At 49.7% G+C, this 21,122-nt stretch carries 18 protein-coding genes and 1 riboswitch; of the genes, 12 read left to right on the top strand and 6 right to left on the bottom strand.

What is annotated here, in order from left to right; all coding sequences use genetic code 11:
• Window positions 1-34: 34 nt before the first annotated feature.
• Window positions 35-1,207: a phosphorylase family protein gene (locus A372_RS35450; RefSeq protein WP_019421264.1), complete on the bottom strand. Its 1,173-nt coding sequence runs from the start codon at window positions 1,205-1,207 to the stop codon at window positions 35-37.
• Window positions 1,208-1,659: 452 nt separating this feature from the next.
• Here A372_RS35450 and A372_RS37345 point away from each other — a divergent pair, with 452 nt between their 5' ends.
• Complete coding sequence (locus A372_RS37345) at window positions 1,660-1,815, top strand: hypothetical protein (protein WP_157259540.1); 156 nt, start codon at window positions 1,660-1,662, stop codon at window positions 1,813-1,815.
• Between the two features lie 53 nt (window positions 1,816-1,868).
• Here A372_RS37345 and A372_RS0112865 read toward each other — a convergent pair whose 3' ends face one another.
• Both A372_RS0112865 and A372_RS33855 read right to left on the bottom strand, forming a co-directional pair.
• Window positions 1,869-2,747, bottom strand: coding sequence for an MSCRAMM family protein (locus tag A372_RS0112865; protein WP_019421263.1), 879 nt, complete (start codon window positions 2,745-2,747; stop codon window positions 1,869-1,871).
• Between the two features lie 5 nt (window positions 2,748-2,752).
• A complete protein-coding gene (locus A372_RS33855; RefSeq protein WP_019421262.1) occupies window positions 2,753-3,382 on the bottom strand; it encodes an MSCRAMM family protein in 630 nt (209 codons plus the stop codon).
• Between the two features lie 338 nt (window positions 3,383-3,720).
• Between A372_RS33855 and A372_RS0112855 the strand changes: the two genes are divergently transcribed.
• Together A372_RS0112855 and A372_RS0112850 are read left to right on the top strand one after the other, a co-directional pair.
• Window positions 3,721-3,972 carry a hypothetical protein gene (locus tag A372_RS0112855; protein ID WP_019421261.1) on the top strand — a complete coding sequence of 84 codons (252 nt, stop codon included), beginning with the start codon at window positions 3,721-3,723 and terminating at the stop codon, window positions 3,970-3,972.
• A gap of 52 nt (window positions 3,973-4,024) precedes the next feature.
• Window positions 4,025-4,864 carry a WcbI family polysaccharide biosynthesis putative acetyltransferase gene (locus A372_RS0112850; protein ID WP_019421260.1) on the top strand — a complete coding sequence of 280 codons (840 nt, stop codon included), beginning with the start codon at window positions 4,025-4,027 and terminating at the stop codon, window positions 4,862-4,864.
• 63 nt (window positions 4,865-4,927) lie between these two features.
• Here the strand turns inward: A372_RS0112850 and helD are convergent, their stop codons facing one another.
• Together helD and A372_RS0112840 are read right to left on the bottom strand one after the other, a co-directional pair.
• Entirely contained in the window at window positions 4,928-7,273 is a 2,346-nt protein-coding gene (gene helD, locus A372_RS0112845; RefSeq protein ID WP_019421259.1) for an RNA polymerase recycling motor HelD, read from the bottom strand.
• Between the two features lie 231 nt (window positions 7,274-7,504).
• On the bottom strand, window positions 7,505-8,224 hold the full coding sequence (locus A372_RS0112840; protein ID WP_019421258.1) for an SGNH/GDSL hydrolase family protein: 720 nt from the start codon (window positions 8,222-8,224) through the stop codon (window positions 7,505-7,507).
• A gap of 224 nt (window positions 8,225-8,448) precedes the next feature.
• Here A372_RS0112840 and A372_RS0112835 point away from each other — a divergent pair, with 224 nt between their 5' ends.
• The 5 genes from A372_RS0112835 to A372_RS0112815 all read left to right on the top strand — a co-directional run bounded on the left by A372_RS0112835 (window position 8,449) and on the right by A372_RS0112815 (window position 13,649).
• Window positions 8,449-8,988 (top strand): DUF1836 domain-containing protein, encoded by a 540-nt coding sequence (locus A372_RS0112835; protein WP_157259539.1) that lies wholly within the window; start codon window positions 8,449-8,451, stop codon window positions 8,986-8,988.
• A 435-nt stretch (window positions 8,989-9,423) separates the two neighbouring features.
• A complete protein-coding gene (locus A372_RS0112830; protein ID WP_019421256.1) occupies window positions 9,424-10,998 on the top strand; it encodes a spore germination protein in 1,575 nt (524 codons plus the stop codon).
• A gap of 38 nt (window positions 10,999-11,036) precedes the next feature.
• A complete protein-coding gene (locus A372_RS0112825) occupies window positions 11,037-12,227 on the top strand; it encodes a Ger(x)C family spore germination protein (RefSeq protein ID WP_019421255.1) in 1,191 nt (396 codons plus the stop codon).
• Window positions 12,228-12,233: 6 nt separating this feature from the next.
• Window positions 12,234-12,467, top strand: a complete 234-nt coding sequence (locus A372_RS0112820; RefSeq protein WP_019421254.1) for a hypothetical protein — start codon at window positions 12,234-12,236, stop codon at window positions 12,465-12,467.
• 39 nt (window positions 12,468-12,506) lie between these two features.
• Window positions 12,507-13,649 carry a GerAB/ArcD/ProY family transporter gene (locus A372_RS0112815; RefSeq protein ID WP_019421253.1) on the top strand — a complete coding sequence of 381 codons (1,143 nt, stop codon included), beginning with the start codon at window positions 12,507-12,509 and terminating at the stop codon, window positions 13,647-13,649.
• Here A372_RS0112815 and ade read toward each other — a convergent pair.
• On the bottom strand, window positions 13,634-15,409 hold the full coding sequence (gene ade, locus A372_RS0112810) for an adenine deaminase (RefSeq protein WP_019421252.1): 1,776 nt from the start codon (window positions 15,407-15,409) through the stop codon (window positions 13,634-13,636). The two genes, A372_RS0112815 and ade, sit on opposite strands and share 16 nt — an antisense overlap.
• A 160-nt stretch (window positions 15,410-15,569) precedes the next feature.
• Window positions 15,570-15,671: riboswitch (purine riboswitch) on the bottom strand.
• Between the two features lie 167 nt (window positions 15,672-15,838).
• Between ade and A372_RS0112805 the strand changes: the two genes are divergently transcribed.
• The 4 genes from A372_RS0112805 (at window position 15,839) to A372_RS0112790 (ending at window position 21,111) form a co-directional block, all read left to right on the top strand.
• Entirely contained in the window at window positions 15,839-16,321 is a 483-nt protein-coding gene (locus tag A372_RS0112805; protein ID WP_019421251.1) for a MarR family winged helix-turn-helix transcriptional regulator, read from the top strand.
• On the top strand, window positions 16,318-18,045 hold the full coding sequence (locus tag A372_RS0112800; RefSeq protein ID WP_019421250.1) for an ABC transporter ATP-binding protein: 1,728 nt from the start codon (window positions 16,318-16,320) through the stop codon (window positions 18,043-18,045). Before A372_RS0112805 ends, A372_RS0112800 begins: the two co-directional genes overlap by 4 nt.
• Window positions 18,042-19,898 (top strand): ABC transporter ATP-binding protein, encoded by a 1,857-nt coding sequence (locus tag A372_RS0112795; protein ID WP_019421249.1) that lies wholly within the window; start codon window positions 18,042-18,044, stop codon window positions 19,896-19,898. The genes A372_RS0112800 and A372_RS0112795 overlap by 4 nt, the downstream gene beginning before the upstream one ends.
• A 421-nt stretch (window positions 19,899-20,319) precedes the next feature.
• Complete coding sequence (locus A372_RS0112790) at window positions 20,320-21,111, top strand: alpha/beta hydrolase (RefSeq protein ID WP_019421248.1); 792 nt, start codon at window positions 20,320-20,322, stop codon at window positions 21,109-21,111.
• The last annotated feature ends 11 nt before the right edge of the window (window positions 21,112-21,122 follow it).

Below are 21,122 nucleotides of genomic sequence, written 5' to 3'. Positions count from 1 at the left end.
GGTAAGAGGGATGGCGTAATTACCAATTAATAACCTATTGAATATATACCTCTGAGCCTAATACATCGACGCTTAAGCCTAACGCGGTATGAAACAGCTCTGCATCGACCCAGACGCTTCCGTCTTGCTTCAGCACCGTATGGGAATACGGCTTGCCGTCTACGGCAACCGTGCCATCTGCAAGGGATACGATAGCTTCTGCATCATTCAGTTGAATGGCGAATTGCTGCTTCGCATCGTCCCACTTCACTTGGCCACCCATAAATTCCGTTACGCTGCGTACTGGCACTAACCACTCGCCGTTGCTGTTCCATACGGCCTGTTGGTTCCGCAGCTTGACTTGCTTCACATAAATCGACGGCAGCGAAGTGAATTGAACTTGTTGGTCGATAGCTTTGACGACTTCAACGGCGAATTCCGCCCCGTATTGACCTGCTGTCGTCAAATCTTCAATCGTATCTCCCGACACTTCTGAGTTCGAGATCGTTCGGAGCGACAAGTATGGAACGTGGAACGCCTGCGCCACTTGAGCTACCGCTGCTGCTTCCATCTCTTCTGCGCTTGTGCCGAGCTTATCATGGAACCACTGAATCCGGTCGACTTCCCGGTTCCACACATCGGCGCTGCCGATAAAGCCTTCTGTCACTTTGCCATGCTTGTACGAAGGAGCGGCGCTTAGAGCGGCCTTGACGAGCTCGGGATCACTAGAGAAGGTCTCATAGGACGTTTCTTGGTCATGCTCGCGTATCGAAGTCTCCTGAAAAATCCACGTTTCCGGCTTAATTCCTTGACCGTTGGCAAGGCGTTCGGTTCGATAGTTTCCGATATTCATCACTTTCGTGCCTACGACGGTATCGAAGACGTGCAGGTTCGGATCGTGTCCGCCCGCCGTGCCTTGGTTAACAATCGCTTTCGGATGATATTTCTCGATAAGCAGCGTTGTCGATGCGGCGGCATTGACCATGCCGACTTCGGTTCTCGATACGACGACAGGAACACTGTCGATGAAGCCAATATAATAGGTATAAGAGCCGTAGGTTTCCGTTCGATAGCTTCCCATTTGCTTGAGCAGCGCCGATACTTCTACATCCATAGCGCCTTGAACGGCGATTGGCTGGTCATCGCTGCTGGCCGCTGCCGCTCCGTAACTTGGCAATCCGATACATATCATCATCAACATGGATAATAGCATTACTACTTTTTTCATAAGCACACCCCTTGAGCGGATTCTAGTATGTCGTTGTGATTTACACGATTAACATAATAATTAATATTCGTGTTTTTGTCTATATATTTCTTTTTTAGAGCAATAATAAATCAATATTTTCAAAATTATAACTAGAAACACGATTGATACGGGTATTTTTAATATTAATATTCGTAATTGGGAAAGTGGAACTATTCGAATCAGTTATGATGGGGGCGGAAGTAAGACAGAAGAGAAATGGAAAGAATGCAATCGAAACTGACAAGTAAACTAATGGTGCAACGACATGACGCCGCTCATATCGCCCACATCGCGTACCTGCGGAGCCTGTTCATTTCGAGCTGTATCAAGCCATTCCCCATCGCCACATGAACCGGGGGCCCTATGATCAACATAGGCCGATTCCGCAAGACGTCCTTCAATCTCTCTATGGATTGAACCGGGAGTTGTCCTTGAACCTGACTCCTTATTTCGGAGATAAGCTGCGTGATATGATAGGCGAGCCCGGCTGGGACAGTGTTATACAATTCCGGATGGGTTACCCGAAGATGGAGGCGCTGCCGAGTCCAAGACGACCTGTCAATGAAGTGCTCATTTCTCGTATGTAAGAACAAGTAGAACGGATGACGCGAATTCAATTTCAGCCGTTCTACTTGTTGGTTTAGGTAACCGACAGAACCTCGATATATACGCCGCCTTCCTGCAGCTTTGCCCGCACTACATATTCTCCGCGCTCCACTGCGCCGAACAGATACAGGCCATCTTCTTGGGTCATTTGCACTTGAACGATTTCCTCGCCTTCCCCTTTTTTCCGGTATAAGAAGACGGGGATACTGGATGCAGGCGAATTATTGATTTTAATAACTCCGCTGATAGCCCCGGTTTCGACCATCGCTGCCGTTCGAAGACCCATATTGACTTGGATCCGATCATTCGGATGAAGCTCGACAGAGAACGTGTCAGAATCGAGGTGTCCTGTTGCCTTCGCAATGATGTCATAATGGCCGGGCGGTATATGGTAGAACAAGTATTCTCCGTTCTCATTGGTTATCGTTTCGGCATAAGCTGTCTCATCGGGATGTGATAGTACAATCGTACAATAAGACAATGGCACCCCTGTTTCTTGAGCGACTATTTTCCCATATATAATTCCATAAAAGGCCAAAGGATTGAATGCAAGTTTAAAGTTATCTGTGAGAGGCACTCTTTTTCGAATCGAGAAACTTCTGACTTCAGAGAGTAAATAGTTTTCCGCAACGGCCGCAACCTTGTATGTTCCGGGGGGAATGACGTTTACGAATGAATAATTTCCCTCTGCATCGGTCAGTGTGTGATAGAGCGGTTCCAGATCCGAACTGAATACTTTAATAGTGGCTCCTTCGATAGGCTCTCCGCCAGCTGCTTTGACTACTTTTCCGGATAGGAGGGTGTTTAAGCTGGGCGGCACTTTCGTCAGCAGGAGACTTATATCCTCTGTTTCTCTTGACTCTAATGAAAAAGGCGCACTTGCCGTCAGTGTGTAAAGGTCTCGTATTGTCATAGGAATCACTCCGACACCGCGTGAACGGTTGCCTTTACTTTATATTGCCCTTGCGGAAGATTTCCGAACATATATAATCCGGCCGCATTCGTTCTCGTAATTAACGTTAGCGTTTCGATAGAACCAGTCAGTTCATATAAAGCGACAATCGCATCGGCAATCGGTGCACCGCTTACCTTATCCTTTATCATCCCGCTGACGGTTCCAGTATTTACGTTCTCATCGACGTTCAGGTGGATGTTTACAGAGGCATACTCCTGTGCAGCTAGATGGATCTGATCGCTCTGGTTTGGCAAAAAGTCGGATTTCGTTGCTACGATATAATATTGTCCAATTGGTAAATCAGCAAATAAATACTGCCCTTCGGCATTGGTCACGACAAGCCCTTCACTGAGCGATTCGCAGCCTTGCACCCGGAACAGCTCGACCGTTGCATTATTGATAGGCAGGTTGGTTGAAGTATCTGCAACAATCCCGTACAGTGCATTCTGATTGACATTCGGGTCCGGATGCACCGTTATGTTCGTACGATCCGTTTGATTGCCGACGGCGCTGAGCCCCTCCATTTCCTCGTCCTGCCCAGCATTGAATTTAGGCTGGCTCTGCTGTAGGACATGTTCATCCTCAATAGCCATTCATCATTCCCCCATTAATAGAATTACCGCATGAAGAGACAATCTGAATTATTCTATGTACCGGAATAGGAAAGAGACTCGGGGATTGTCCGTGTAATCGTAAAAAGGCGCTTGCCGCCTGATCAAGCATTCATTGTTATGCCTCATCTAGCGGAAGCAAGGGGTGCGATGGTATTTTCGACGGAAGGTGCATTTTGTCCCTGACAAGCGGCATCTGCTCTGCATTAAATGTAGAGAATTCACCAGAGGGGGAGCGCCATGTTCTGGAATAGAGGAGGGGATGGAACGCATGAAATACATCCTTGGTATCTTTTACGTTAAGGTACCGGAGAGTGGGATTGGCAGGATATGAAACCATGTATACCGTCCTTGGAGTCACACACCATAACGACGGGGCGTCGACGGTGAAATCAGATCCGCTTCTCACCCATATTCATCAAGTTACGTTCCCTTTGTATTTTCGTTACTACGAGATGAAGTGGGGAGGCGTCTTGGGACAGGAGACCTATCTCGTACCTTTCGGTCACTATCCTCTCAATCCGGTGCAAGACTATCTCGGCATGTTTGCCGAAAGGACTGAACCGCAATGAGAGCTCATTTATCATTCTGCCCTTGCAGGCATGTCATGGGAGAGGTAGCAAAATGAAAAACTGTATTGTATTTGGGAACTGCCATGGATTTCCTATTCGCAGATATTTGGCGTCCTCCAGAACATTTCAGCAATCGTACCAGCTGGTTGATGTTCCTCCAATCCAAGCATGCAATCAGGCAATCGGTGTAGGCGATCACTTGTTGAATCAGTGCGATGTGTTCATCTATCAGAGAACGAGCAGTGCATTCGGCCCCTACTTGTCCACCGAGTATCTTTTAAGCAGGCTTCCCGAACGATGCAAGCGCATCAGCATTGGCAATGCTTACTTCATGCCTTATTATCCTCAGTTCACCCCGGACAACAAAGAACCGTTGTTCGGATACGGAGATCAGAATGTGATTCAATTACTGCAGGGCGGAGTGAGCAAAGAACGAATCGTTACTCTATTGTCAGACGAACAATTCTACTCTTCTCAGGATTTAAAGCAGATGTATGCGAACTTCATGGCGGATCTGCGAACCAGAGAAGTCGGCATCGACATCCCGCTTACCGATTTCATCGAGCGCCATTACCGGGAAAGCCATTTGTTCTGCACGGTATGTCACCCCAGATACCACATCATCCGATACTTGGCGATGAACATCTTGGAGCGGTTGGGCATCTCAGGCCAAGAGGTCGCTCACGTTCTTCATGATGTTGATTTTATTGATTTGATACACCCGATATACCCAAGTGTCATCAAGCACCTCGATTTGCGCTTTGTGCGGCTAGGAGACCGAAAATATACACTTGGCAGCGAGATGCTGACATTTCCAGAGTATATATCGCGCTATGTTGATTATCATAGCCATCCTAAACAGAATGGGAGTATGTCTTGTTCGATTTCATGAAGGAAAAAGACAACCTCAGCCGGCGCATCTCCGGACCAAGGTTGTCTTTCATTAGAGAAAGCTTCAGAACTCAAGAGCATACGTATCAGGATCGGTAATAAAGGGACTCAACTCTCCGACGGAATAGATGTGCAGCTCATGCATGGCCCGGGTGCAGGCGGTGTAGAACAGCTTGCGTTCATCCTCTTCTCCGTACTGTGCATGGGAACCGTTGTAAATGACGACTGCATCGAACTCGACACCCTTGGCGAGATAGGAAGGAATGACGAGCGTCCCGGATTCGAAGGAGGTCGTTTCTTTCCCGATCAGGCGCAGCGGCGTAAACTCTTGCAGCGTCTCATACGCTTGGCGGCTCTCCTCGGCTGTCTTGCAAATGACCGCAATCGTGCGATGTCCGCCCTCCTGCAGCGCGTGGATACGATGTGCAATCCTGTCGATTAGCTCCGACATATCGGCGACTTTTGTTACTGATGGTATGCTGCCATCACGGTTGAATGGCTCTATCGCTTCTCCCGTATCGAGCAACCGGCGTGTAAATTCGACGATCGGCCTCGTAGAGCGATAGCTGCGCGTCAGCACGAACATCTCGGTCTCATCGGCCCCGAACAACGAAGCGAGCGGTGCGAGACCGGATCCGGCGGTGCTATGGGCATATATCGCCTGATTCAAGTCGCCAAGCGCAGTCATCTTGCTGCGCGGGAACATCCGCTTCAGGAAGGCGAACTGGAACGGGGAGTAGTCCTGCGCTTCATCGATGAATACGTGCCGGACGGATGTATTGGTCCGGAAGCCTTCAATCCGCTCTTGCAAGTATAAATAAGGCGTTGCATCTTCATGTGCCAGTTCCGAACGTTCCAGCTTACTGGCTGTCTGCATACAGATGGATGTCCACTGCTGCGGCAGCGCGCCGTTGGGAGCGAATGAGATGGCGAATTCCGGATCCGCAAATAGCTGCTTGTAAATAGCGGGAATGTCAATGAACTTCAGCCGCTTCACCTGCTTCAGCAACGGATGGAATTGCTCCTTCACGATCATGGCGGCCAGCAGCTCCTGCTCGCGGCTGAAATCGTCGAACGATTCCTCGGTATAGCGCTTGTTCCGCTGCAGCTTCTGGAAAGCACGCAAGTAATCTTCTTTATCAAGCAGCTCCATTTCCTCTTCTACCCACGGTTTACTGCGTTCACGACGAGCCAGATTCTTCAACTCCCCAAGCAGCCACTCGGCCAGCAGTCCGATTCGGTTCGGAATCGGCAAGGAGCCATCGATGGCGTAGAAGCGCGTCTTAATGCATTCCCCAGTAATCAGCACTTCATCGCGGAACGTTACATCTGTGAATTGCATGCTTTCCTGCAGCAGATACGTGAGATACTGATCAACAACCTCCATAAAGTCACTGGAAGCTTTATAGCGAATTCCTTCGATACGTGCTCCATAGTCGGCATCATTTCTCGCAGTAAGCACATATTCGATCTGCGCAGACGGATCTTCGAGTTGATAGGTCTGGCCAAGCCGATGCTCCAAATATTCCTGGAACGTCGTCTGCTGCATGTTCTCTTCTCCGAGTTCGGGCAGTACGGTGGAGACGTAGCTGTTGAACATCGGGTTGGGGGAGAATAGAACGATATGCTCTGCCCGCAGCGTGTCCCGGTAGCGATAGAGCAAGTAGGCGACCCGCTGCAAGGCGGCGGACGTCTTGCCGCTGCCTGCCGCGCCCTGAACGACGAGCAATCTGCTGCGTTCATTGCGGATGATTCGGTTCTGCTCCTTCTGAATGGTGGCGACGATGCTCTTCATTTGTGCATCTGCCTGTTTGCTGAGCGCTTCCTTCAACAGCTCGTCGCCGATAGTTACGCCTGTATCGAACAGGCTGCGGATACAGGCTTCCCGAATGATGAACTGGCGCTTCAGATCCATCGTGCCCGAAATGGTGCCCCCTGGCGTCTCGTAGTGAGCTGGTCCAGGCGGGTAATCGTAATACAGGCTCGACACCGGGGCGCGCCAATCGTAGATGAGAAATTGATCGCCGCTCTCATTGAGGAAGGAGCCGATGCCGAGGTAGACGCATTCTCCATTCTTGTCTCCATCCTCCGTGAAGTCGATGCGCCCGAAATAGGGCGTGTCCTGAAGCCGCTGCAGCGTGGTCAGTTGATTGCGGGCATGACGATGAATGCGTTCCCGCTCTGACAGTACTTCTGCCTGCTGCTTCATGCTCGCATAGGTCTCCACCGCATCATCCGGTTCGTCTAGATTCACGGTCACATCGTCCCAGAAAGTTTTACGGAAGTCCACAATATCCTTGTTGATGTCGCCGACCTGCTGCTCAAGGACAGCCATTCGCTTGTGAATCTTGCCGACAATCCGATCGACCCGCTGTTGTTCTTCACGCCAAGTTTGCTTCGTCGTACTCATGGTACCGCTCCTTTGCTTACGATTTTAGAGAAAGGTTTGACAAGCGAGCCCTTTTGTGATAATATAATATTGGGATAAAATAATATCTTTCGTGAGATTCGCTGCCACTCTTTATTGTAGCATGCAATGCCACGATCGTTCAATAGCATACGGTGAAAATGCAAACGGAGACGCCCTGGGCGCCTCCGCTTTTTATTTATTTTTGCTTCACTTGGTCCATCAGGCTGGAGGTTACACGGATTTGAGCAGACAGCGGTAGTGGGCTTTCATATAATCGGTAATTTTGTCGGCGATCAAACGGTGGCCCAGCTCGTTCGGATGAATGCCGTCGGAACAAATGAATTTGCGGAAATCGTATGCCTGTAGAAAGGCTCCCCTTACATCAATCCACTTCGTGTTCATTTCCTCCGCCACTTGAATGATGGCGGCGTTATAGCGCTCATGCCACCAATAGATGCGGCTGACGCTGCCCAGCCAAGAAAGAATGTTGGCCGCGGAAGATTCGTTATTGTTGCTTATCCAGCGGAAATATTTATCCGCATCAAGCGGTGGGAGAGACATGAGCACAGGAACAATGCCGTTGTCTTTCAAGGTGGCAATCATGCTTCGCAACGTGTTCGTGTACCGATCCAAGTTCGTGCGAGGCTCGTGTTGTTCGGACGGATGCTGCGCGATTTGACCCCAATCGAAGTCACAATCGTTTCCTCCGAATTCCAGCAGTACGATGTCGGGCCGCTTGTTCAGCACATCATGCTGCAGCTTCTCCGCCCCTTTTGTAATCAGACAGCCGAACCTTCCGGCATTGTGCAGCATTCCTTTGAGACGATGCTGCACGATTTGGGCAAAGCTGTTGCCAGACATCGAGTACTTTCCCTTCTCATCATCATACACAATCCCTTTGGCAATCGAGTCTCCATATAAGACAACGTTGTAGTGCTCCTTAAATTGCATGCTTCCATCTCCCCTCCAATTAAATGATACATCTATTAATATGAACATATCGGTATGTAGTATTCAAAACCACGTAAAGTAATAACTGTATTATATCATGAAATATAGATGTGTAAATATCAAATATTATACACGCGCAATGTTGTTTGAATATATTAGTTCGTAGTATGATGATGGGAAACAGAGACGGAGATCACGTAAACGGGATCAAATAAGAGGAGATAATGATGAACGAACCTATTCAAGACTTATTACGGGAACTCGTGAATACACCGGAGATTGAAGTATCCGACATTCCGAAGCTTGATTTATATATGGACCAGGTCATTACGTTATTCGAGAACACGTTGGAGCAGACGAAACGGAACGCTGATGACAAGCTGTTGACCAAGACGATGATTAACAATTATACGAAGGATAAGATTTTGCAGCCGGCTCAAAACAAAAAGTATTCGCCCGAGCACATCATTCAGATGGTTCTTATTTATCATTTGAAGCAATCGCTCTCTATCGGAGATATTAAGACCCTCTTCCAAAGCACGCTTCATCAAGACGGTGTCGACTTGTGGCAGGTGTACCGTGATTTCTTGGAACATAAAGGAGAGCAGTCCAGACAAATTGAAATGCAGATGAACGAACAGATTGCGGCGCTGGAGCGTGTGGATAATGAGCAGGAACGAATGCTGCTGACGGTTCTTGCCCTGACTCATCATGCTAACATCTATAAACGTCTGGCCGAGAAACTGATTGATCAACTCAAATAACAGTTGTGAACCGGTAGCAATATGCTATCGGTTCTTTTTTTGTACAATTCGGGGTGGAAGATGTCTTCTATCTTCCTGAAGAAGGTATGCCCGTTCGATTCTTTGCCTCACTCTCCCCTCTATTCAGAACAGCAGCAAGCCGCTCTCTTGGTTGTTTCACGTTGTTTACAACTCTCCATACAGTTGGAAAGGATAATACCGAGGATAAGGCAGATTTCGTTCACCATGATTTGAAGCGGCCGATTATGACGGCAGTTAGCCTAACGGGGTCCAGAGTCGTTATTAGATTTGCTGCCTTCTGATGGAAGGGGAGAATGAAGCAAAAGGGCGGATGGAGCGAAGCACCTTCTGTCTGAACGAAGGGCACCTAAGTTTATCTATGACGCTGCAAGGAAATAATGTATCCAAAAATGCTTTTTAAATAAGGGAGAAGCAATGGAAATCAACTTCGATGAGGCAGCGCTTGCCCCGGATCAGGCGCTTGAGGCCACAACACATCCGCTACAGACCAGCCTGCAAGCAAATTTGCAGCATATTCAAGAGACAGTCGGGAATAGCACCGACATCATTATAAGGGAAGTGCCCATCGGCAAGACCGGTGAACAAAAAATCGCGGTTATTTATACAGATGGCTTGGCGGACAGTAAAGTTGTTATCGACTTCATTATGGAGACGTTAATGCTGGACGTAAAGCAGCTGGATATGAGTGAAACGGCAATTTCAGCACCGAATATCGTTCAAATTTTGAAAGATTATGTGATCACGGTAGGTGAAATCAAAGAAGTCGCAGATTTTGAGTCGTTGTTCAATTCGATATTGTCGGGAGACACATTTATTTTGCTGGACGGTTATGCGACGGGGCTCGCTGTCGGCACTCAAGGATGGAAAGACCGCGGAGTGAGTGAACCGTCGAGTGAATCCGTTGTACGCGGACCGCGCGAAGCCTTCTCGGAAACGCTGCGTACGAACACTGCCTTGCTGCGGCGCAAAATCAAGAGTCCGAATCTCTGGTTGGAAACGAAGCAAATCGGGCAGGTAACGAAGACGAACGTCGCCGTCATGTACATCAAGGGTATCGTCGACGACAAGGTTGTCAAGGAGGTTCATGCGCGTCTGGACCGAATCGATACGGACGGCATTCTGGAGAGCGGATATATCGAAGAATTCATTCAAGATGAGACGTACACACCATTCCCCACCATTTACAACTCGGAACGTCCGGACGTGATTGCCGCGGAACTGCTGGAGGGAAAGGTAGCCATTCTGGTAGACGGCACTCCATTCGTTCTTGTCGTTCCAGCCTTGTTCGTCAGCTTCCTCCATTCAGCAGAGGATTATTATTTTCGCGCTGATATCAGCAGCCTTGTCCGTATTTTGCGCTACATCGGCATCTTTATCGCTTTGCTCGGTCCGTCCTTGTACGTCGCGATCACGACGTTCCACCAGGAAATGCTGCCGACGCAGCTGTTGATTAGTCTGGCGGCGCAGCGGGAAGGTGTTCCGTTTCCCGCCTTTATCGAGGCGGTCATGATGGAGGTAACCTTCGAGATCTTGCGGGAAGCCGGTCTTCGCATGCCGCGGATGATTGGACCGGCGGTATCTATTGTCGGTACGCTCGTTATCGGACAAGCGGCTGTAGAGGCGGGAATTATTTCGGCAGCGATGGTTATCGTCGTCTCGACAACGGCCATATGCAGCTTTGTGTTCCCTTCTTACAGCATGTCTAACTCGATTCGAATGCTGCGATTTCCGCTCATGATTCTGGCCGCTTCCTTTGGGTTGTTCGGCATCATCATCGGGCTTATCGCGATTGTGCTTCATTTGAGCAGCTTGCGTTCGTTTGGTGTTCCCTATATGAGTCCATTTGCGCCGTTAATTCCGACGGATCAGAAGGATGCGATATTCCGGCTGCCGCAGTGGGCTTTACTTTCGCGTCCGCGTCTTATCAGCAAGAAGAACTTGATTCGCAAGCAAATTCCTGAAAATCAGAAGCCCAAATCAAGAGAATGAAGCACTTCAGAGTCATCGGCAGAAAAGGAGTTGGGGCCGTGAAGCGCAAGGCAGCCTTGTTAATATGTGTTCTGTTGGTATTCATCGCCGGATGCTGGAGCCGTCGTGAATTGAACGATCTTGCGATTGCGGTGGGATTCGGCATCGATCGGTCGGGGGAGCAATATGAGGTGTCGGTCCAGGTGGTGGATCCGGGCGAAGTGGCCACCAAGAGGCCGGGCAGCCAGCGTTCTCCGGTCACCATGTACCATGCAAAAGGAAAGACGGTGTTCGAGGCCATTCGGAGAATGACGACGGTCACTCCGAGAAAGGTTTATTTTTCCCAACTTCGGATGTTCATTATCGGGGACGAACTAGCCAGAGAAGGAATCAGGGAAGGGTTGGATTTCTTGTCGCGGGATCACGAGCTGCGCACCGACTTCTACATTGCCGTAGCCAAAGATTTGACTGCGAAAGAAATATTGTCGTTCTACACCCCATTAGAGAAAATACCGGCCAGCAAGATGCATAATTCACTCGACGTGTCGGATAAATCTTGGGGACCGACCGCAGCCATGAAGCTGGATGAGCTGATTAAGGATCTTGTAAGCGACGGGAAAGAGGCGGTATTGACGGGGATTACCATTCTAGGGGATCCGGAAGAGGGCACCAAGAGAAAGAATGTGCAAATGATCGATTCGCCTGCATTTTTAAAATATTCAGGAATTGGCGTATTTCAGGAGGACAAGCTGGTCGGCTGGCTAAATGAAAGAGAAAGCAAGGGATACAGCAACATTACGGACACGTTGAAAAGCACGATTATTAATGCGCCTTGCCCCGAGGGGGGAAGGGTGGGAATTGAAGTGATTCACTCCAAATCGAAAATGAAAGGAAAGGTCAGAAACGGCAAACCGGAAGCAGAAGTTGAGATCCGCACTGAGGCCAATATCGGCGAAGTTGAATGCAAGCTGGACCTGACGAAAGAAAAAACGATCAACAGACTGGAACAGGAATTCGAGAAGATCATTCAACAAAATGCGGAGCAAGCAATCAAAAAAGCGAAGTCTTTAGAAGCGGATATATTCGGATTCGGGGAAGCGATCCACCGAAGCAATCCACGTTATTGGAACACGATCAAGAATGATTGGAGACGCCAGTTCGTCGATTTGCCCGTACACATCAAGGTGGATGTGAAAATCAGACATATGGGGACAGTCAGCAGCCCGTTTTTCAATCAATTAAAGGAGTAACCGGACATGTGGTCAAGCTTGGCAATGATAGCGGTTGCTGCGGCGATTCTGAAGCTGGAGGCCCCATACCTAAAGAAGAGACAGTTGACAAAAGAGCTGCGGGTATTTTACTTTCTTCTCTTGTCGGGAACGATTTTGAGCATCGCCATGCTGATGAATGTGGAACTTCCGAACCCGATGCGCTTGGTTCATGCGGTCTATAAGCCCTTGAGCGATTGGTATACCAGTGTGCTAAAATAGCGGCTTCTAGCGGTTTGTGGAGGAAGGAGGGAAGCATATATGCTGGACAAAGGAAAAATCAGCACGCGTCAATTGACAATCATCGTCGCCTTATTTATGGTCGGAAGCTCCATCTTAATCATTCCGTCATATCTTGCGACTTATGCGAGCCAAGATGCTTGGATCTCGGCACTTTTGTCGATAGCGACGGGGTTGGCGGTATTGCCCTTATATATTGCACTGGGCAATAAGTATCCCGGCAAGACGCTGGCTCAATTTATGGAAGATATCCTCGGCATGTGGCTCGGAAAGGCGGTGTCTCTTTTCTTTTTGGCTGCCTTTCCATTTACCATGGCTGCCTTTTCATTGAGAAATATCGGGGATTTCATGACGACGCAAATTATGCCCGATACTCCGATTCAAGCCATTCATATTATATTTCTGATCGTGGTCATCATCGGAGTGAGACTGGGATTGGAACCGATTATGCGGGCAGCGGAAATTATCTTTCCCTGGTTCATTCTGCTATTTGTATGCTTTGTCATCTTCATTTCTCCGCAAATTAAGTGGGAGAACATTTTGCCGGTGCTTGAAGGCGGCATTAAGCCGGTCATCGGAGCGGGAATCCCGTTCACCGCCTTCCCGTTTATGGAGACTGCAGTATTTTTGATGGTTTTTCCGCATGCCAATCGCCCAGATAGGGTAGGACGCGCCTTGTTCTGGGGAATTGTAATTGGGGGTGCAGTATTGTTCATTATTACAATGATGTCCGTGCTGGTAATGGGCCCAGATACGACCGCCCGCTTAATATATCCGAGTTATGCGCTTGCAAAAAAGATAAGCATCGGCAATTTCTTGGAACGTATTGAAGGGCTGATGGCCATCATTTGGTTTTTCACGATTTATTTCAAACTGACGCTGTTGTACTATATTTCGGTTATCGGTTTCGCCCAGAGCTTGAACCTGAAAGAGTACCGATTTCTCACCATCCCACTGGGGATTATTCTCATCGTTTACTCGATCTTGATTTCTCCGAATACGTCCTTTTGGTTCGAAATGTATACGACCTGGGCGCTGCATGCCATTACGTTAGGACTGGTGCTGCCGGCACTGCTGCTGGCTGTGGCCGCCATTCGCGGCAAAGGCGCGGCGAAGGCGGCTGCAACTTCAGCTTCGGAGGAACAGACTCAGCCCGACACGTAATCAGGGGTGCGGGTGCTCTCTGCCGACACCGGAATATGCGCAAAGGTAGAGAAATCGAATAATCCCATATCCGTCAGCTTCAGCTCGGGTATAACGGGCAGACACAGGAAGGACAACGTGACAAACGGATTGAACTCGCTTGAAGCGCCGATCTGGGATAATGCTTGATTTAGTTGTTTCATATGGTGAAGCGCCTCGACATAATTGCCGGTGGACATTAATCCGGCCAAGGGCAGCTCGATGGCCGCGAGCACGATGCCCCCGCTCGCAACGGCCAATCCGCCCTCCATATGGCGCAGCGCCTGAACGGCGGTAAGCATATCCTGATCATTGCTTCCCGCCACGACAAGATTATGGGAATCATGGGCCACGGTAGAAGCGATTGCACCAGATTGGATGCCGAAGCCTTTGACGATGCCGAGCCCTATGCATCCGGTATGGTGATGCCGTTCCAACACGGCGATCTTCAGTTGGTCTCTATCCACGGATGGGTGGAAACATCCGTCCACCGTATCGACTTCCTCAATGAGATGCGTCGTAATGAGGCTATTCGGATTGATGCCGATAATATGGCAGCGGCGATCTTCATGCAGCTGTATCTGCAATTCCCGTTCCGTTATCTCGGGCAGGTGGAACGTCTTCAGCAGCCGGGACGGAATTTCGGCGGCCTGCAACTGCGGCCCGGTGTATTGACCGTTCGCGCCGACCAGAATGCCTGCTTTATACACCTGGGCAATCGAGAGATGCTCCAGGTCGTCGAGCAGCAGCAAGTCGGCCTCATATCCGGGAGCGATCGCCCCTTTGGCATGGAGTCCGAAGCACTCTGCCGCATTAAGGGAAGCCATCTGTATAGCCTGTAGCGGATTAAGCCCGCAGCGTATAGCCAGACGCGCGTTATGATCGACGCTGCCTTCCTGCAGCAGCTCGTCCAAATGCTTGTCATCGGTGCAGAATACACAGCGGCGGGCATTGCTCGCGGTAACCACAGGGATGAGCGCTTCGACATCCTTGGCGACGGAGCCTTCGCGAATCATAACGTACATGCCTCGCTGCAGCCGAACCTTGGCTTCCTCGGCCGTAACGCACTCGTGGTCGTTGCGAACCCCGACCGCACGGTACACATTGATGGCCTCTTCATCGAGTCCCGCGCCATGACCGTCAATCATCCCGCCATGTTGGTGCGAGGACAACAATTTATCAAGCATTCCGTCATCGCCGCGGCGCACGGAAGGATAGTCCATCACTTCGGCCAATCCCAATACGCGGGGATGGGAGTAGAACGGCTCTAAGCTGGCTGCGTCTAGCTTCGCGCCGGCATGCTCGAACGGAGTAGCCGGGACGCAAGATGGCAGCATGACATATACGTCAAGCGGCAGATTGTCAGAGGCATCGAGCATATATTGAATTCCGTCCGTGCCCGCCACATTCGCGATCTCATGAGGATCGGCAATGACGGTCGTGACGCCGTGAGGGAGTACGACGCGAGCGAACTCTGCCGGCGTAACCATAGCGGATTCAATATGAACATGAGTATCGATGAAAGATGGGGAGATGTAGCGCTGCTCCGCATCGATGACACGGGCGCCTTCATAACTGCCGCCAATGCCGACAATGACGCCGTCCACAATCGCGACATCCCCTTCGATAATTTCCAGATTGAATACATCGATAATTCGTCCATTCGTAATGACAAGCTCGGCAGGTTCTGTTCTGCCAGCGGCAGAAATTCGTTTCTTCCAATGCTGCTTGCTCCCATTCATTCTATTCTCATTCCTTTGCTCGTTATAGGATGATAGCTTTGATTTACCATTTACCTGTTCCAGATCGATGCGAGTACAACAAAAAAACTCTAGTTCAGCAACTAGAGTTTGACGGCAAGGAACAAGAACACGCCTGTCGTTGCGGATATGAAATTCCGCGCACAAGCGCTCTCTTCCTCGTAGTCAAACTATTTACGGTAGTTTGGTAGAGACGGCTGGACCATATTTCCAATGTTATACGAAGAACGGTATATTCGGTTGAATTCCCTACATTGTATAAGCCTGCCATATTTACGTCAACTCAACAGGAAAAAATAGGCGGCGGAATGCGTTTGACATTGATTTTATACGGAAATATAATTAGGTTACTAAATAAATTGGATACCTAATTAATAGGTATACTAACTAATGTTCAAGGTGGTAATTGAGATGACGGATAACACAACTGCGCATAAATTGCTGCAGGCTTTTATGCAATTCAACAAGGCGGAGTGGAATCGTCGTACGATAGAAGGCCATAAGCCGAGTGAGATGACGGTGATGTTCTGTATTAAAAAGAAAATGAAGCCGAACACGCCCGGCATGATGGTGTCGGAAATCAGCAGTCTGCTGCACGTAACCTCGCCGACGATTACGCAGCTTATAAAAGGCCTGGAGACCAAGGGATTGGTGGAACGCACGATCGACCCTTCCGATCGCCGTGCGGTTCGCATCAAGCTGACCGACAAGGGGGAGAAGGTGACCGCAAAGGCAGAGGCGGTATTTAACTTGTCTTTTAATGGACTAATTTCGTATTTGGGAGAAGAGGAGAGCAATCTCCTCGCGGATTTGTTGTTCAAAGTATTTACGTATTACAAGGAAAATCCCGTATGTTTAGAGGATATCGAGTCGAGCGGAGATGATGAAGCATGATGAAATTGTTTCGATTTTTACGACCGTACCGCATTCCGATCGGATTTGTGCTTGCGCTTGTTTTTGTGCAGTCACTGTCCGATTTATACTTGCCGACACTGATGTCGGATATTGTGGATACGGGGATTGTGCAAGGGGATACGCCCTATATTTTGAGAATTGGGGGCTTTATGCTGCTCGTTGCAGCTGGGGGCATGATCTGCTCGATCGGAGCGAGCTATTTGTCATCCAAGGTAGCCGCGGGATTCGGCAGACTGCTTCGCGGCAAGGTGTTCGCCCATGTGGAGAACTTCTCGTTGCAGGAGTTTGACAAGATTGGGACCGCTTCGCTTATTACGCGGACGACCAATGACATTACACAGCTGCAGCAAGTGTTGATTATGATACTGCGCATGATGGTCAGCGCACCGATGATGTGTATCGGCGGTATCATTATGGCCGTATCCAAGGATGCGAAGCTGACGCTTGTGCTGGCGGTTGCCATACCGCTGCTTGCTCTGGCTATCTTCGCGGTGGCAAGCAAAGGAATTCCACTGTTCAAGGCGATGCAGGTGAAGCTGGACAAATTGAATCTGGTGCTGCGCGAAGGTCTTACCGGCATCCGGGTTATCCGCTCCTTTAATCGCATCGATCACGAGAAGGAACGCTTTAATGAGGCCAACCAGGACTTGACCAACACGGCGGTGAAGGTCAACCGCATCATGGCTTCGCTCATGCCGCTCATGATGTTGGCGATGAACTTCTCCACCATTGCGATTATTTGGTTCGGCAGCATTCGCATCGACAATGGACATATGCAGGTCGGGAGCTTGATGGCGTTCATTCAATACGCTATGCAAATCATGTTCTCACTCATTATGGTTTCAATCATCTTTGTTATGATTCCGCGTGCTTCCGCTTCGGCCGCCCGGATTAACGAGGTGCTGAACATGCAGTCGGAAATCAAGGATGCTGCGCAGGTGAAGCAAGCGAATCGCGAGCGTGGATACATCGAGTTCAACGATGTAACCTTCAGCTATCCGGGCGCGGAACAACCGGCAATTTCCAATATCTCTTTCAGCGCAAGCCCAGGCGAGACGACGGCAATTATTGGCGGCACCGGCTCAGGTAAATCTACGCTGCTCAGCCTCATTCCGCGCTTCTATGATGTGGACAGCGGCAGCATTATGGTTAACGGCGTAGATGTACGCGAGATGGCGCAGCAAGACGTGCGCTCGAAGATTGGATTCGTTCCACAGAAGGCCGTGCTCTTCACAGGCACGATTAACGATAATATTTGCTACGGCAAGCAAGACGCGACAGACGAAGAAATACGCCATGCTGCGAATATTGCTCAAGCGACCGAGTTTATTTCTGCCATGCAGGACGGCTTCGACTCTGAGATTGCGCAAGGCGGATCGAATGTATCAGGCGGGCAGAAGCAGCGCTTGTCCATTGCGCGGGCGCTAGTAAGGAGACCGGAAATATACGTGTTCGACGACAGCTTCTCCGCACTGGACTTCAAGACCGATGCGAAGCTGCGCGCAGCGTTGAAAGAAGAGACGACTGAATCCACTGTACTGCTCGTAGCACAGCGTGTAAGCACGGTCATGGACGCCGATCGGATCATCGTACTGGATGAAGGTCGCATTGCAGGGATCGGCACGCATAGGCAACTGATGGATTCCTGCAGCGTATACCGGGAAATCGTATCCTCACAGCTGTCAGAGGAGGAGATTGCATGAGTGAACAACAAAGAGGGCCGAAGCCTGGCGGACATAGAGGACCGATGGGTCCAGGTATGTCGATGCCGGCAGAGAAAGCGAAGGATTTCAAGGGCACATTGAAAAGACTGATGGGCTATTTAAAGCCTCGCAAATACCAATTGATTACCGTATTTATTATGGCGGTGCTTAGTACCGTATTCACCATTGTCAGCCCGAAAATTATGGGTAAGGCGACGACCAAGCTGTTCGAGGGTTTGATGACAGGCACGGGTATCGATTTTGAGTACATCTGGCAAATACTGCTCGTCTTAATCGGACTGTATCTGGTAAGTGCCATGTTCAGCTATATTCAACAATATTTGATGGCTGGCGTAGCGCAGCGCATCGTGTACGACATGCGGAAGCAGGTCAATGCTAAGCTGTCGCGCTTGCCGCTGAAATATTTTGACTCGCGCACTCATGGTGAAATTTTGAGCCGGGTGACGAATGACGTCGATAATATAAGCAGCACGCTGCAGCAGAGCTTGACGCAGCTCATTACATCGGTAATTACGATTATCGGGGTTATTGTGATGATGCTGACGATTAGTCCGTTAATGACGCTCATCTGCATCCTGACGCTTCCGCTCAGCTTCGTGGTCACGATAATGATTGCTAAGCGTTCGCAGAAGCATTTTAAAAGTCAGCAGACTTCGCTCGGACATTTGAACGGACATGTCGAAGAAATGTACACCGGACACAAAATCGTTAAAGCATTCGGCCGCGAAGACAAATCGCTAGATGAATTCAATAAAATTAACGATAAGCTGTATGATTCCAGTTGGCGCTCTCAATTCATTTCCGGTATGATAATGCCGCTCATGTCCTTCATTGGCAACATTGGCTATGTGTTAATTTGTGTTGTCGGCGGCGTTCTTGTCACGAAGAGAACGATTGAAATCGGGGATATCCAGGCATTCATTCAATACGCCAGACAGTTCACCCAACCGATTGCCCAAGCGGCCAACATCGCCAATATGATTCAGTCGACCATCGCTTCTGCGGAACGGGTATTCGAAGTGCTCGACGAGGAAGAGGAGGTGCAGGAAGCGGCCAACGCTGCAACGATTGCTCAGCCGCAAGGCGATGTTCGCTTCGAGCATGTTCAGTTCGGCTATAAGGAAGATGCGATGTTGATTGAAGACATGAATATCGATGTGAAGCAGGGCCAGACGATCGCTATCGTCGGACCGACAGGCGCAGGGAAGACGACGCTCATCAACCTGCTCATGCGCTTCTATGAGATTAATGACGGGGCAATCACGATTGACGGTGTGAACATCACTGACCTGAAGCGCGGCAGCTTGCGCAGCATGTTCGGCATGGTGCTGCAGGATACGTGGCTATTTAACGGAACCATTCGTGATAACATCGCTTACGGCCGAGCAGGGGCTACAGAGCAGGATGTAGTCCGGGCTGCTAAGGCAGCGCATGCCGATCATTTTATCCGCACGCTTCCAGACGGCTACGATACGGTTCTGAATGAAGAAGCGTCAAATATATCGCAAGGTCAGAAGCAACTCTTGACGATTGCCCGCGCCATCTTGGCCGACCCGGCCATATTGATTCTGGATGAGGCGACAAGCAGCGTAGATACGCGTACCGAAGTATATATCCAGAAGGCAATGAATGAGCTGATGAACGGCAGAACGAGCTTCGTCATTGCCCACCGCTTGTCCACGATTCGTGATGCCGATCTCATTCTCGTCATGGATCGAGGCAGTGTCATAGAGAAAGGCAACCACGAGCAGCTGCTGGAACAAGACGGGCTCTACGCCGATCTGTACAACAGCCAGTTCTCGGGCGGAGGGGTCCGGAAGGAAGTCGTTTAAACGCAAATTATTTGCTTGCAGGGCGTGCTTCAAGCCTATCCTTATCCTTATCCTGTGTGATGAGGAGGAGGGGCTTGGGCACGTCTTTTGTGTTGGTAAAATATCGGTTATGATAAATGTAGGACTTCAAGGGTGATTATAAGATTCGATGTCGAATGTGCTTCTAGATTGACTTCGTGCTCAAAAGTGAGCTTTTTGAGCAACCTCTTTAGAAATGCGAGATCAAAAAGGTTGCTTTTCAGCACCAAGAAGGTTGTAAGAAGCCGAAGAAGGAGAGCGGAGTGTAGGCGAGACTACATGAGCACCGGACTTCAAGGGTGATTGCAAGATTCGATGTCGAATGTGCTTCTAGACTGACTTCGTGCTCAAAAGTGAGCTTTTTGAGCAACCTCTTAAAGAAAACGTGGAAGGGGATAGAGTAGTGGCACTGATCAATTGCAGTTTTTATTCCGAAGCATTAGGGTTTAATACGTCCATGACCGTCATTCTGCCACAGAACACGACGACTCAGTACGGGATGGAAAATGTCGCGGTGTCCAAGCAGCTTCATCCTACGCTGTTCCTGCTGCATGGACTGTCGGATGATGATTCGACTTGGCTGCGGCGCACCTCGATTGAGCGGTATGTCGCCGCACTGGGGATCGCTGTCGTCATGCCGCAAGTGCAGCGCAGCTTCTACACCGATATGGCTTATGGGTATAAATATTGGACATTTTTGACGGAAGAGCTGCCTGCGATTGCACGGGACTTCTTCCCGTTATCTCCAGCGCGCGAACATAATTTCGTCGCCGGGCTGTCCATGGGCGGTTACGGCGCATTCAAATGGGCGCTGTCCCATCCAGACCGTTTCGCGGCAGCGGCGAGCTTATCCGGCGCGGTCAATATGGCGAACCCGTACTTCCGCGATAATATGATGCCGATGGATTATAAGCTGGTCTATGGCCAAGCGAAAATATCGGATACCCCGAATGACTTGTTTCACCTGCTCGCACAATGTGAGCGGACAGAAGGCGCAAAGCCGATGCTGTATCAATGCTGCGGCACCGAGGATTTCTTGTATGAAGATAATGTATTATTCCGCGATGCGGTACGGCAGACGGCTCTTGATTACACATACGATGAGGGTCCAGGTACGCATGATTGGGCCTATTGGGACGCCCGGATTCAGGATGTGCTTCGCTGGCTGCCGCTGAACAACAAGGAACAGTCATAGAACAGGAGAAC

The sequence above is a fragment of the Paenibacillus sp. OSY-SE genome (assembly GCF_000283315.1).
Lineage (GTDB): Bacteria > Bacillota > Bacilli > Paenibacillales > Paenibacillaceae > Paenibacillus_B > Paenibacillus_B profundus.
Note: the sequence above shows the minus strand (reverse complement) of the source record. Positions and strands in the feature narration are given on the sequence as shown.